Here is a 14,097-nt window from a genome sequence, read left to right on the forward strand (position 1 = left end):
ACACCGACCTTCCAGTGAGCAGGCTGCCACTGCCGGATTGGGCGCCGGCCGGGGCGATCTACTACTTTGGTACCGGTTGTCCCCTCTCAACGTCGAATTCCCAAAGCAGCAGCACTGGCCTGTAATGGCTACACAAAAAGAACAGAGCGTCCGCCATGAAGCGCCTACTCACCTGCCTTGCCTGCGTTGCCCTTGCGCTACCCGCGCTTGCCAGTGAAGCCGCCGACACTCCGCTGTTCTCCGCGGACGGTTACCGCCTGACCCGCTACCGCAGCCCGACACCAGCCAACGTTGAATCCGCCCGTACCCTGGATACCGCCCAGCTTGAGGCTCAGTTGAAGGCACAGCCCGATACCCTGCTGGTGGACGTTTACCGCCGCCAGTGGCTGCAAGGGCGCTTCATCGAAGACGAACCCCATGCCAACCTGCCTGGCAGCCTCTGGCTGGCCAACACTGGTGATGGCGAACTCAGTGCCGAATGGCTGGGCTATTTCAGCCGCCATCTGCGACAGGCCAGCCATGGCCGCAGCAACCACCCTCTGGTTTTCTACTGCCGTTCCGACTGCTGGCTGAGCTGGAACGCCGTGAAACGCGCTGCCGCGCTGGGCTACACCAACCTCTACTGGTACCGTGATGGCATCGATGCCTGGGAACAGGCCGGGCTCCCCCTGCAGCCCGCCCGTCCCGTTCCATTCCCCTGACCCGGCAGGGTTGGGCATGCCGCACCATAATGAGAAAAATGAGGTGAAAGGCCGTGTACAAAATTCTGATTGCCGATGACCACCCGCTCTTCCGCGAAGCCATCCATAACGTCATCAGCGACGGCTTTCCGGAAAGCGAAGTGATGGAGACCGCCGACCTGGACAGCGCGCTGGCGCTGACCCAGGAGCACGACGACCTGGACCTGATTCTCCTCGACCTGAACATGCCGGGCATGCACGGCCTGAACGGGCTGATCAACCTGCGTAACGAGGCACCGACCGTGCCGGTGGTGATTGTCTCCGCCGAGCAGGACAAGCAGGTGGTGCTGCAGGCCATCACCTATGGCGCGGTGGGTTTCATCACAAAGTCTTCGCCCCGCACACAGATGACCGACGCCATCGAGCAGATCCTCAACGGTAACGTCTACCTGCCTTCGGACATCATCCGCACGCAGAAGACGTCTCCCCGCCGCCACCACGATGAAGCCAGTATCCCGCCCGAACTGCTGCAAGCCCTGACTCGCAAGCAATTGCTGGTGCTGGAGCGGATGACCAAGGGCGAGTCGAACAAGCAGATCGCCTACAACCTGGACATCGCCGAGACCACCGTGAAAGCCCACGTTTCGGCGATCCTGCGCAAGCTCAACGTGCACAACCGGGTACAGGCCATTCTCTCGGCCAGCGATATCGATTTCACTGCCTATCTGCGCCGTTGAACACCGGGTACTTCCCTAAGGACAGCCATGCCCGCTCCCCGCACGCTTTTGCTCACGGCAATGGCCATGCTGGCCTTTGCCGGAAATTCCCTGCTCTGCCGCCTCGCCCTCAAGCACACTGCCATCGATGCGGTGAGTTTCACCGCCATCCGTATCGCCGCCGGTGCCCTGATGCTCTGGCTGTTGCTGCGCCTGCGCCGCCAGCCCCTGGCGGCGACCGGCAATTGGCGCGCAGCGGCGGCGTTGTTCGTCTATGCCGCTGCCTTCTCTTACGCCTACTTGCAACTGGACGCCGGTGCCGGCGCGCTGTTGTTGTTCGGCGCCGTGCAACTGTGCATGGTGGTCTTTGGCCTCCTGCGCGGTGAGCGGCTGAACCCGCAACAGGCCCTGGGCTTCACCCTGGCCACGGGAGGGTTGGTGGTCCTGCTGCTGCCCGGCGCCAGCGCGCCCCCGCTTTTGGGCGGCCTGCTGATGCTGCTCGCCGGCTTTGCCTGGGGCGCCTACACGCTGCTCGGCCGCCAGGCTGGCCTGCCCCTGGCCGCTACGGCCGGCAATTTCATTCGCGCCCTGCCCTTTGCCGGATTACTCCTGCTGCCCTTCATCGACCAACTGAAGCTGGACCTGCCGGGGCTCAGCTACGCCCTGCTTTCCGGCGCGTTGACGTCCGGCATCGGCTACGCCATCTGGTACAGCGCCCTCCCGGGCCTGGGCGCCCTTCAGGCCGCCAGCGTGCAACTCAGCGTTCCCGTCCTCGCCGCCCTGGGCGGCGCAGTGCTGCTTGGTGAACACATCAGCCTGCGTTTGGCGCTGGTTTCAGTCGCCGTGCTTGGCGGCATCGCCCTGGTGCTGCGGGCGAAATTCCAGCCAGTTCCACAGCGAGCTTGAGGTGCACCGTTCCTGTGGGGGCGAATTCATTCGCTGAGCAGGTCGCAGACCTGCCGTAGGTTGGCGCTGAGCGAAGCGAAGCCCAACAGCGAACCTGACCGGTGGCTTTGAGTTTCGCTTCGCTCAAGTTGAACTCCGCCCGCGACAACCCACAACCGCGTCAATACAAGGCAATCGTATAGACACGCATCCCCTCAACGCTCCAGCAAATGACTCATGGCTGTCTTCAGTTTCATGGGCCGCACCGGCTTGTGCATCAGGGTGTGGCCGAGCTCGCGCATCTGCTGCTTGAGTTCGTTGCTGTAGTTGGCGGTGATCATCAGGGCCGGAAGCGGCGTGCTGCGGCGGGCGTTGATGGTGGCCACGGCGTCCACTCCGTTGCAGTCGTTGTCCAGGTGGTAGTCGGCGATCAGCAGATCGGCTTCGGCGTGGAAGTTTTCCACCTGGCGTGCCAGGTCTTCCTCTGACAGCGCGGTAGTCACCTGGCAGCCCCAGCCTTCCAGGAGTGTGCGCATGCCGGCGCAGATGGCTGCGTCGTTATCCAGCACCCAGACCCGTGCCCCTTGCAGCCGCTCCAGCACCGCGTGGGGTTCGTCGTGCTGCAGCTTCTGACGCGGCACGCGACGCGCCAGCGGCACCTCCACGGCGAACAACGAGCCCTTGCCCAGCTCCGAAGACACGTGAATGCGGTGGCCGAGCATGCGGGCGATCTTCTCGACGATGGCCAGGCCCAGGCCGAGCCCGCGGTCCTGCTTCTCGCGCACCACTTCACCACGCTTGAACTCCTGGAAGATCTCGCCAAGCTTGTCCTGGGCGATGCCGATCCCGGTGTCACGCACCTCGATCCACAGGCTTTGCCGACGGCGGCGACACCCCAGCAGGATGCGCCCCGAGGGGGTGTAGCGGATGGCGTTGCTGAGCAGGTTGCGCAGAATCCGCGCCAGCAGCTGCAGGTCGCTTCGCACCAGGGCTGAGCTGCCCACGAAGTCCAGTCGCAAACCTTCACTGGCGGCGATCTGGCGATACTCCACGGCCAGGTTGTCGAGCAGCTCGCTCACCGCGAACGGCGCGATATCCGGCTTGATCACCCCGGCATCCAGCTTGGAAATGTCCACCAGGGTACCCAGCAGGTTCTCCACATCCTCCAGTGAGTTGCTGACGTTGCGTACCAAAGCGAGATTGCAGGTCTGGCTGCGCTGTTCCAGCAGTGCGCTGGTGAACAGCCGTGCGGCGTTCAGGGGCTGCAGCAGGTCGTGGCTGACCGCTGCGAGGAACTTGGTCTTGGACAGGTTGGCCCTTTCGGCTTCGAACTTCGCCTCCCGCAGGCGCAACTCGACCTGTGTGCGCTCGTCGATCTCGCGGCGCAGTTGGCTATTCAGCGCGGTCAGCTCGGTGGTGCGCTCGCGGACCCGCTGTTCCAGGTTCTGGTAGGCCTGGTGCAGGGCCTCGGCGGTACGGCGACGCTCGGTGATGTCACGGATCAGCACAAAGATGCCGACCACTTCGCCATTGGCCAATCGATTGGGCACGTAGGACCGCAGCATGCAACGTTCCTGGCCGTTGTGGTTGGTCTCGGTGACCTCGAAGGACAGGCTTTCGCCACTCAGCGCCCTCTCCACATAAGGCTCCAGGCGTCGCCAGTGCTCATCGCTGTGCACATCGCGCAATGTCTGGCCGAGCATCCCGCCGCGCGGCCAGCGGTACCACTCCTCGTAGACCTTGTTGGTGAACTCGTACACCAGGTCGGCGCTGAGGTAGGCGATCAGCGCCGGGACATGGTCGGTGATCAGGCGAATCCAGCGTTCGCTCTCGGCAAGCGTCTCAGCATGGCGATAACGCTCGGTGATGTCGGTGAAGGTATTGACGAAGCCGCCTGTGGGTAGCGGATGGGTGCGGACCTCCAGCACCCGGCCGTTATACAAGCGTTGTTCCATCTCGCGGACAGGGCGGCCGCTCGCGTCGCGGGTATCGGGTGTGAGTAACGGCAGCTCACTGTCGGCCATGACCCCTGCGAAGGCGCGATGCGCTTCTACCGGCGCCAGGCCGCAGAGTTCAAGGAAGCGATGATTCCAGAGCTCCAGGATGCCCTCGGAGCTGACCATGGCCACGCCCTGGGACAGGTTGTCCACGGCGCGCTGCAACAGTCGCGACTTCTGTGCCAGGGCCTGCTCGCGGCGATCGGTCTCGCTCTGCTTCACCTCGGTGATATCGGTGTAGAGGATTACCAGCCCACCTTCACGGGTGGGCCGTTCGCTGACCTGCACCCAGCGGCCGTTATGCAAGCGATAGAGGATGTTGTCATCGCTGCCGCGATGCTCTTCGACTATGAGTCCGGTGCTTTCGGCCAGGCGACGGATTTCCGAAAGCCGGGTGCCGGCGCTGATCCGCGCGCGCGTCTTGGCCCAGAAGGATTTGAAGCGGCTGTTGAAGAGGACGATGCGCTGATCGCGGTCGAATAGCACGAAGGCGTCGGAAATGCTCTCTATGGCGTCGATCAGGTGCTGGTGGGCGGTTTCCGCGCGCAACCGGGCGTCGCTCAGCAGCCGGTTGCTGGCCTTGAGTTCAGCCATGGCCTGATTGAGCGCATCGGTTCGCTCGCGCACCTGCTCGGCCAGTACCACTGAATGCTGGAAAGCGGCATAGCTGTCGTCGTGGCGCGAAGCGCTGGACTCCACCCGTTCGATCAACGCGGCATTGATGCACCGCAACTTGCGGTTCTCATCCTCGAGCTCAGACAGGCGCGCCTGCTGCTCAGCGGCATCCATTGCCACCCCGGCGGCCGATGGCGACTCCGGTGAAGGTCTGGTTGATGTGCATGCCATTGAACTGCTCTCCATAGGAGTTGAAGCCGATGACCCGCTGCCGACGCAGGATTTCTGAGGTGCGAGCCACGGCATCTGCGTCGTTCTCGATTTCCAGTCGACGCAGGAAGCAGTCGCAGCCGATGGTCAGCAAGGGCGGGCCAAGCCGCTCGCCAAGACGCTCGAACAGCGCCTCCAGATTGGGCAGCATTGGCCCCCTGCGCATGGCGGTCAGGACGATGCCGTTCTCCACCGCGCAGTAGAAGGTCAGACTGAGATCCGCATTGACCCGCTGTATGGAACGGACGTAGTACGAATCCCCCAGGCGTACCGCCAGGGGATGCGCAGCAAACACTCTCAGGTCCAGGGCCTCGAGCGGCACACCGGTCATCCGCGCATAGACTTCCGCCGCAGGTTCGGCGTTGAGCTCGAAAACCCTGCGGCTGGCGTTGTCGGCGCGAGTGACCACGAGTTTCTCGGTGCCCGGCAGGATGTGATGAGTGCTGAACACCTCGAAATCCAGCGCGGTATTGACTAGCACCACCACCGCTGCGCCCGCATGGAAGCGCCCTTCGTAATAGACGTGGGTGTGCTTGAGGTGATGATCATCGGCGGCCGAACCGCCGAAGTGCGGGATGCTGCCGAACGCGGCACCGAGCGCCGCCAGCACCACCTCTTCGCGGCTGGACAGGCCGTCCAGCAGGGTCAGGGCGAAGCTGTGGCCCTTGATCGGTGCCAGGGAATTGGCCCGGCAGTCCTGCACCAGTCGCTCGACCAGTTGCTGGGCGTCGATCAGCCCGAATCGATCCATCTCGTCCACCAGAGCGCTGGCGATCGAGAAGGTACGATGATCAAACCCGACAGCGCTGACGCAGTTGCGGCCATATCCCTGCGGCGTGATTTCCCCCGCGCTGGTGCATCCCACCAGGCGTACGCCGCCGAAATACTGCTCCAGTGCGTGGCCCAGGGCTTCCAGGTCGTACTCGGCCGAACAGAAGAACAGCACGACCCCCAGGTGCGGGTGGATGAGCTGGCGTGCCAGGTCTTGCGCCACAGCCTCCGCCTCGCTGGCCAGCGACATGGCGGTGACGACGCCCTCTGCCGGTACTTCGAGCATCCTCGGTCTCACTCAATAGGCTTGTTCGGGATAGGAAAATTCTACGGACAGACATCGAAGCGCCCCATCCTTCTTGGGTAGCGGGCGGACTAGTTCGAAGGTAGGGGGGGTCAGAGCTGTGCGCACCGGGCCTTCTCCCAGAGAAAGCAGTCAGTGCCCGACACTCTCAATAAAAAAGGCGGGAGGACCACAGCCTCTCCCGCCAAAACCGGAGCAATCTGGAGCAGGGTTTACCAGGTCAGCACGGCACCCACGGCGACGGTATCGGTGTCTTCGTTCTGGGCATCACCTTCATGACCGTCGATTTCGAACTGGTTGTACTCGGCCACCAGCTTGAGGTTGTCATTGATGTCATGGAACAGCGCGATGCCACGGGTCTCGTAGTCGGCGCCGGTATTGACCACGCCGTTACCATCGTCCTTGGTCTTGCCGTAGGACAGCGCCAGGCGGTTCTTGCCAAAGCGGTAGGAGCCCTGCATCAGGTAGCCGTCGCTGTCCACTTCGCGCAGGGTCGGTTCGCCGGCGTTGTTGGTGAAGAATGGATTGATGCCCTTGGCCTGGAAACCTGAACCCACCAGGGTGAAGGCGCCCATCTTGGCCTGTACGCCATAGCCCAGGCCCTTGGAGGTGACGCTATCGACGTTGGGGTCGGTATTCTCCGAGGTCTGGTAGGCGCCGTTGACCCAGGAGTAGATCTGCGCGCCACCCAGGTCGAACTCGTAGGTGATCTCGGACTCGAAACGCGGATTCTCCTGGTAGGCCTTGCCGGTGGGACTGTCGTCATTGGTGTCCACCGGGTCCATGATGCCCACGGCGGCACGCAGGCCGTCGGTTTTCGGGCTGCGATAGGTGATCTGTGAAGTCGGGAACGGATAGGGGTATCCGCTGCCGATGTTGCCGAAGGACACGCCGCCGCCATCCACCAGGCCCAGGGTGTCGCTGACCTGGCCGTAACCGGCGAGCAGTTCGTCGAGCAGGATGTTGGAACGCGCGAACAGGCCGAAGTCCTTGCCCACCAGTACCTCGCCCCAGTCACCACCTGCGGTGCCGTAGAACTGACGGACATCGATGGCAGTGGCGGTGCCATTGGTTTCGCTGTCGTTGATGGTGACCCAGAAGGATGAACGGGCGCCGAGCTTGAGGTCATCCACCTGCTTGCCCATGTTGAAACCGATCCAGTTGGGCAGGAACCCCATCTTGACCCGCGCCTGGCGACGGTCGAACTGCTCACCGTCACGGTCCACATCGCTGTTCACATAGAAGGCGTTGACGTAGCCGTCAGTGGAGAACGTGGTCTGGTCCTGGTCATAAAGGACGATTTCGGCGGCTGCCTGCTGGGTGGCCAGGGCTACCGCTGCCGCGAGGGCGAGGCGGGACATACGGGCTTGGGCGATCTTCTTGTTGTGCATGACGCTCTCCGCTGTGGATTGACGACTGGGCAGGCCAGTCGTGTCGGAGGCGATTATCGAAACCCCATCAGGGCTGCCATACGCTGCAATGGCACGGGTTCTGCGCTGCTTTGGCCGGGTAGTGCGAGCCGCACCGGCAAGACTTAAGACCCGGCGCCCCGAAGGTCGCACACCGACGGACCGAGGCACAGCACAAAAGGACGAGGCCCATTCGGGCTCGTCCTCCAGGAGTGGAAAAGGAGTGGATCAGAAGAGTCAGTACCAGCTCGATGCAGGGACTTCGGAGTTGGCCAGGGCCTGGCAGCGCAAGCCTTTAATCAGGTGCTCCTGCTGTTGCAGCAGGCGCGCGGTTTGCAGTCCCGCCAGAGAGCGGCGTACCTGCTGGGAATGGTCGGCCGGCAGGCCGGCCCGGTAATCGAGCCAGCACTGGTGGGCATGGGTAGCGAAGTGCACGCCTTGTCGGTCCAACTGCTGGTCAAGGGCCAGGACCAGCTCGTGCAGCTGCGCCTGATCCAGGCGTGACAGGCGTTCGTGCTGTCGCAGAAGGAATTCCTGGATGTGCTGGTAGAGACCGGCGACGGTCTCACATGGCGACTGTACGGCGAACAAGACGCCTCGATAGCCATCGAACTGCCTGAAGCCACAGGCCAGCGCATATCCCAGCTGCAGTTCACCGCGCAGGCGCTGGTGAAAAGCGGGTTCCAATATACGTGCAAGGAGGCGTCCGGCGGCCTCGGACTCCGCACTGAGGGATTCAAGGGGATAGAACAGCAGCAACGCCGCTTCACCTTCCACATCCAGTCGATGCCAGGTGCGTCTACCCCCCCCCGCCGCCCTCCTGGGGAACGCTGGCAAGCCCGGCAAGTCGGCATCCACGGCCACATCTCCCAAGCCCAACCCTTGCCAACGCGATCGCCACCAGAAGCGCGCCAGTGATTCCGGATCGAGCACGCCTGGTGCTTCCGTCGATGCATCGTCGAGCACGCCCGGCAGCCGTTGCAGCAACTGGCGGATGGGAAGCTCGCCAGCCTGGCGGCGCAGCTCGCTTAGTTGCAAACGCGGCCCCTGGGCCAGCGCCCAGAGCGGAGGAGCCTGCAAAATGGGCAGCGCGTCGCCGGCAACCTGGCGCAGTGCTCGCGCCTCACCCTGCAGAGCCAACGTCAAGCCGCCGCGGACCACCTGCAGCTCACCTTCTACTTCCGCCAGGGCTGCGGCACTCAGGAGCGGCCGCAGCGCTCGCTGCAAGCCATGGGCTAGCCCATGAGGCAATCCTCCTCCACCGGGGCTCCAGTGCAGGAACAGTGCGCCTTGCCCTGGGGCGTCCGGTAGTTCCGGCAGCAAAGTCAGCAGCGGGTCCGCCGCTGATGCGGGGGCTGTCGGACTCAGGTAGGGATTGGCGGGCGGAAGTTGCCATCGATTGATGGAGTGCGCTCCAGAGCAGACGTCCAGACGCTCCAGGTGCAAGGGGAAACCTGCTGACTCCACGTTTGGCGTACCGATTGACGTACTGGTTTCAAGGCGTATCAGACGCTCTTCCCGCATCTCGTCCAGCAGCGAACGCACATCCGCCGGCTCTGGAAGCCCTGGTGCCATCGCGACTTCCAGCGGCTCCAGGCGATCGATCCTGCGCTGCAGGATCTCCAGCCGCTCCTCCCAGACCCCCGGCCAAGGCGCTGCGGCGCGCAGGAAGGCCAGCCAGCCCAGCACTTCCGACTCCAGTCGAGCACAATCCGCGCCCGGCACCCGATCGAAGTCCATCAGCAACAGGCCCTGCCCGCGATGGGCGTAAGAAAGGCGCACCTTCACGCCGTCGCTCAGTTCGAGAAAGCCGAGCCTTGCCTGCAATCCACCAGGCGCCTCGTCCTGAATCAGGCTGTCGAGAAAGGCAACGGCGGCTTCCAGAGCGGCCCCCTGCTGTTCCAGCGCAAAGGCCAAAAGCAGATTTTCAGAGCCACCTGGCAGCCCGAGGCGAAGCCGTTTCTCACGCAAGGGCAGCAGGGATGGCGCGCCCGGTACGGGCAGATGCTTTCCCGCCAGCAGCGATTCACCATGGCGCCGAGCGAGCTCGAGTTGCTGCTCCAACGACTGCGGCGCCACTAATGTCAGGCGCATGTGACCAGGCAGGTAGTGTTCCCGGTGGAATCGCCGGAGCGTCGGCAAGAATGCAGGCGATTGCAGGTCCAGGCTGGCAGCATGGCCCGCGTGGAAGTCCGCCAGCGGGTGACCGGGCGCCAGGGCCCATGCCAGTGCCGCTTCGCAAAGGGTCTGTCGGTCCTGCGTACGGGCGCTGTACTCGGCTTGCAGCACGTCACGCTCGCGCCATATGGCCTCCGTCGCCAACAAGGGATGCGCGAGCATGTCCATCAGCCGCGCCAGTGCCTGGTCAAGGTGCGTTGCCGGTACTTCGCAAAAGAAGCGTGTCTGGCGCGCCTGGGTACTGGCATTGACCCGCCCGCCCAGGCGCTGGACGAAGGGAATCAGGCTCTGCTCCGGCGGAAAATCGCGGCTGCCGAGAAACACGAGATGTTCGAGAAAGTGTGCAAGTCCGGGGTACTCGGCCGGTTCGTCGTGGCTACCGCCCTCTATATCCACCAGAACAGCACACATTGCTGTACCGGGCCGGTACACCAGGCACCCCTGAAGGCCGTTTGCCAGGTGCACATCCTGTGATCGCTGCTGCGCGGTGGATTCAATATGACGGGGCATGACAGGCCGGATACCAGAGGGGAACGATCCTAGATTCGAACCCGACCAAAGTCGTGGCAATGCTGCTTTGGAACTAGACCGATGAGTCTGCGTCATATCCCCGAGAGAGATAGCCATTCTCCTACAAGCTGTTCAGAGATTTCCCAGCATCAGTTGTCAACGTGACTCCATCGTTGTGACAACTATCTCAGATCGATAATGGCGCATCGCCATATGGACTGATGGCCCTAGCGGAGCATTCATGGACCAGATTCCCGAACAACAAATACCGCAAAGCGAAATTGCCTTGCTGGCCAATATCCTGGCCCTCACCACACGTAACATGACGGCAATCACCACACTGCTGGCCAAAGTCACCGCCAGCATGGCCGGCTCCACCGACAACAACCTGCAAGCAGCCTCCGTGGGCCTGCTCGACCAGGTAACCGGCCTTGGCCATGACCTGGAACTGCAGTGGGACCTGATCCAGTCGCTGGACCGTTTCTGCCCCCTGCTCGCCCGCACGCCACCGGCACGGACGTCCCTCGTCACCGAAATCAACATCAGCCAATTGCCGCAGAGCCACTAAAATGGCTTGATTTTTGCGAAGAGATCCATTACGGTCGCCGCCGTTAGTACCAAGTTGTAAGTCAATCCGGCCCTCCGATCCCTCGCTCATTCGATTCCGAACGAGCCTTGCCAAAGGGACATGGCCACCCCCGCCGCCTGTAAGACAGCAGCTCCCGCCCTGAAGCGATGCAGCAAAGCTGTCATGAACGCACGGTAGATTGACCAGGACTGCCAGCCGAGCCAGACCCTTGCCCGGCGCAGCACCTGGCATCCCAAGTACCAGCTGCCAGAGCTTGATCCCGATCGGGGAACTTCATGCCGGCACCCTTGCTCCGATAAGGATCATCCGACCAGAGTCTGTTGCTCGGCGGATTCGGAGCCATTGTCTGGCGGCCCATGGCCGCAAAACGAAGGAAGCAACACGATGACTATCCATCATCAAGCACAAGCTGCAATCAGCACCCTGACCCACGCATTTGCGCCGTTCACTTGCCATATCACTGCCGCTCGCAATGGCAATTTCAGCTTCACCATCGTCAACGAGTTTGGTGTTGCCCGTCACAGCGAACGTTTGTACCCGGAGCATTATGGCGACGCCGATCACTTGAAGAACGTGATCGACCGGGCACAGAGAGCCCTGACCTGCTGATGAAACAGCCAAAAATGAAAAGCCCCGCAAATGCGGGGCTTTTTCATGGGCAACGGGGCCCTCTTCGTGGGTAGTTGCCCCCTGTGCCGCTCTCAGACCAACCCAGGCTGGACGATCTCGATCCAATAACCATCCGGGTCGCCGATGAAGGCGATGTTTGCCATGCCCCTGTCCAGCGGCTTGACGAAGCTCACGCCCAGCGCCTCGAAGCGCGCACAGGCGGCCTTGATGTCGGGCACAGCGAAGCAGATGTGGCCAAAGCCGCGCGGCTCGCTATTGCCGTTGTGGTACGCGCTGTCATCGCTCTCGGTGCCCCAGTTGTGCGTCAGCTCCAGAACCCCTGAACGGCTGAAGGCATAGGCCTGGCGATCCGCAACGTCTTCCGGCACGTCGTCACCCCGAGTCATGGCCAGAAAATAAAGAGAGAAGCGCCCCTGCTCGAAGTCCAGTCGACGCAACAGGCGCATACCCAGCACACGGGTGTAGAAGTCCAGGGAGCGCTGAGGGTCCTTCACCCTGAGCATGCTGTGGTTGAAGACGTAGTCCTGGGTCACGGTGTCCGGCTCCAGGCAAACGCCGGGCTGGACTTCGGTGTTGAAGGTCATCGCGCTACTCCTCGAATGCGAGGCGCCATTCGACCAGAACCACCTACGCGACGGGTAATACCGGACTACTACAACCACGACGGCCTGTTACCTAAGGACGACAGACCGGGCATAATTCGCCCCTTCAAATCGCCAGCCCAGCGTTTCCATGCGAATTCACGTCACCTTCATCGACCGCGTCGGCATCACCCAGGAGGTCCTGGCCCTGCTCGGCGGCCGTAATCTCAACCTGGATGCGGTCGAGATGGTTCCGCCCAACGTCTACATCGACGCCCCCACCCTCAGCCCCGAAGTGCTCGACGAGCTGCGCGAGGCCCTGCATGCGGTGCAAGGTGTGCAGGAAGTGACGGTGGTGGACATCCTTCCCGGTCAGCGCCGGCGCCTGCAGCTCGATGCACTGCTGGCGGCGATGACCGACCCGGTACTTGCCGTGGATGGCGCGGGCCGCATCCTACTGGCCAACCCGGCACTGATCGCCCTTTATGGTGACGAACCGGAGGGCCGGCCACTGGCGCAGCTGTTTGGTGACGACAGCCTGCACAGTGCACTGCTGGAGCACAGCTTCCGGCTCCCCCTGCGGGAAATCACGCTCAAGGGCCAGGCACTGCTGCTGGACGCAGTCCCCATTACCGAGGGTGACCACCTGACTGGCGCCCTACTGACGCTCTACCAGCCCAATCGCATCGGCGAGCGCCTCTCGGCGCTGCACCACGACCATGCCGCGGAAGGCTTCGATGCGCTGCTGGGCGACTCGGCACCCATGGCCACCCTCAAGACTCGCGCCCAGCGCGTGGCATCGCTCGACGCGCCGCTGCTGATCCATGGTGAAACCGGTACCGGCAAGGAACTGGTGGCCCGCGCCTGCCATGCCGCGAGCACCCGTCGAAACCAACCCTTCCTGGCACTGAATTGCGCGGCGCTACCGGAAAACCTGGCGGAAAGCGAGCTGTTCGGCTATGCCCCAGGCGCCTTCACCGGCGCCCAGCGCGGCGGCAAGCCCGGTCTGCTGGAGCTGGCCCACCAGGGCACGGTGTTCCTCGACGAGATCGGCGAAATGTCGCCTTACCTGCAGGCCAAGCTGCTGCGCTTCCTCAGCGACGGCACCTTCCGCCGGGTGGGCGGCGATCGCGAGATCAAGGTGGACGTGCGCATTCTCAGCGCCACTCACCGGAACCTGGAAAAGATGGTCAGCGAAGGCACATTCCGCGAAGACCTCTTCTACCGCCTCAATGTGCTCAACCTGGAAGTGCCTCCGCTGCGGGAACGCGGGCAGGACATCCTGCTGCTGGCGCGCTTCTTCATGCAGCAGGCCTGCACCCAGATCCAACGCCCGGCTTGCCGCCTGGCACCGGGTACGTTCCAGGCACTACTCGGCAACCGCTGGCCGGGCAACGTGCGCCAGCTGCAGAACGTGATCTTCCGAGCCGCAGCCATCTGCGAAAGCAGCCTGGTGGAAATCGGCGACCTGGATATTGCCGGCACCGCCGTGGCGCGGGCGAGCGATGGCGAGGTGAACAGCCTGGAAGAAGCCGTGGAGAACTTCGAACGGGCGCTGCTGGAAAAGCTCTTCGTCACTTACCCCTCTACGCGCCAACTGGCTGCCCGGCTACAAACCTCCCACACCGCCATTGCCCACCGGCTGCGCAAGTACGGCATTCCCGGAAAATCTTAATAAATTTTCTAGATAGACAATCTATCTTATTGATTAATAGATAAATTTTTCATGCGAAGATGCAGAGACGAATTCATTCGCGACGCAGGCCGATTAGCCTGACCGGCAGCTCTCAGAGCGCGCTGCAAGGGCATTCGCGAATGAATTCGCTGCTACAGAGAATAAAAAATTAATCCAAAGCATCATAAAAACTATCTATCCTATTGATTTATAAGCCGTTACATACACATCAAAACACACCTGTAGCGATATCGCTACAGCGTAACGATTCCGCAACAAGACATCAC

At 62.6% G+C, this 14,097-nt stretch carries 11 protein-coding genes; 6 read left to right on the top strand and 5 right to left on the bottom strand.

Annotated features, from left to right (window positions below):
* Window positions 1-155: 155 nt before the first annotated feature.
* From SA496_RS12395 to SA496_RS12405, 3 genes are read left to right on the top strand one after another with little or no spacing between them, the layout of a single operon-like run.
* Window positions 156-701, top strand: coding sequence for a PQQ-dependent catabolism-associated CXXCW motif protein (locus tag SA496_RS12395; protein WP_120650954.1), 546 nt, complete (start codon window positions 156-158; stop codon window positions 699-701).
* A gap of 53 nt (window positions 702-754) precedes the next feature.
* The gene (locus SA496_RS12400) at window positions 755-1,417 is read left to right on the top strand and encodes a response regulator transcription factor (protein WP_120650953.1); all 663 of its coding nucleotides are present in this window, start codon (window positions 755-757) and stop codon (window positions 1,415-1,417) included.
* 27 nt (window positions 1,418-1,444) lie between these two features.
* On the top strand, window positions 1,445-2,302 hold the full coding sequence (locus SA496_RS12405) for a DMT family transporter (protein WP_330115499.1): 858 nt from the start codon (window positions 1,445-1,447) through the stop codon (window positions 2,300-2,302).
* Window positions 2,303-2,496: 194 nt separating this feature from the next.
* Here the strand turns inward: SA496_RS12405 and nahK are convergent, their stop codons facing one another.
* The 4 genes from nahK to pqqF form a co-directional block, all read right to left on the bottom strand.
* Window positions 2,497-5,124 carry a hybrid sensor histidine kinase/response regulator NahK/ErcS' gene (gene nahK / locus SA496_RS12410; RefSeq protein WP_178123497.1) on the bottom strand — a complete coding sequence of 876 codons (2,628 nt, stop codon included), beginning with the start codon at window positions 5,122-5,124 and terminating at the stop codon, window positions 2,497-2,499.
* Entirely contained in the window at window positions 5,054-6,220 is a 1,167-nt protein-coding gene (gene nosP, locus SA496_RS12415) for a nitric oxide-sensing protein NosP (protein ID WP_120650950.1), read from the bottom strand. The genes nahK and nosP overlap by 71 nt, the downstream gene beginning before the upstream one ends.
* Before the next feature lie 230 nt (window positions 6,221-6,450).
* Entirely contained in the window at window positions 6,451-7,629 is a 1,179-nt protein-coding gene (locus tag SA496_RS12420) for a porin (RefSeq protein ID WP_120650949.1), read from the bottom strand.
* Between the two features lie 255 nt (window positions 7,630-7,884).
* On the bottom strand, window positions 7,885-10,452 hold the full coding sequence (gene pqqF, locus SA496_RS12425) for a pyrroloquinoline quinone biosynthesis protein PqqF (protein WP_330115500.1): 2,568 nt from the start codon (window positions 10,450-10,452) through the stop codon (window positions 7,885-7,887).
* Window positions 10,453-10,576: 124 nt separating this feature from the next.
* On the opposite strand from pqqF, the gene SA496_RS12430 reads away from it, so the two are divergent.
* Window positions 10,577-10,903: a hypothetical protein gene (locus SA496_RS12430; RefSeq protein WP_120650947.1), complete on the top strand. Its 327-nt coding sequence runs from the start codon at window positions 10,577-10,579 to the stop codon at window positions 10,901-10,903.
* Window positions 10,904-11,308: 405 nt separating this feature from the next.
* Complete coding sequence (locus SA496_RS12435) at window positions 11,309-11,533, top strand: hypothetical protein (RefSeq protein WP_120650946.1); 225 nt, start codon at window positions 11,309-11,311, stop codon at window positions 11,531-11,533.
* Between the two features lie 92 nt (window positions 11,534-11,625).
* Here SA496_RS12435 and gloA read toward each other — a convergent pair whose 3' ends face one another.
* Window positions 11,626-12,138 carry a lactoylglutathione lyase gene (gene gloA / locus SA496_RS12440; protein WP_330115501.1) on the bottom strand — a complete coding sequence of 171 codons (513 nt, stop codon included), beginning with the start codon at window positions 12,136-12,138 and terminating at the stop codon, window positions 11,626-11,628.
* A gap of 148 nt (window positions 12,139-12,286) precedes the next feature.
* Here gloA and SA496_RS12445 point away from each other — a divergent pair, with 148 nt between their 5' ends.
* Window positions 12,287-13,810: a sigma-54-dependent transcriptional regulator gene (locus SA496_RS12445; protein WP_120650944.1), complete on the top strand. Its 1,524-nt coding sequence runs from the start codon at window positions 12,287-12,289 to the stop codon at window positions 13,808-13,810.
* Window positions 13,811-14,097 lie beyond the last annotated feature (287 nt).

Source organism: Pseudomonas sp. JS3066, from assembly GCF_036328175.1.
Taxonomy (GTDB): domain Bacteria; phylum Pseudomonadota; class Gammaproteobacteria; order Pseudomonadales; family Pseudomonadaceae; genus Metapseudomonas.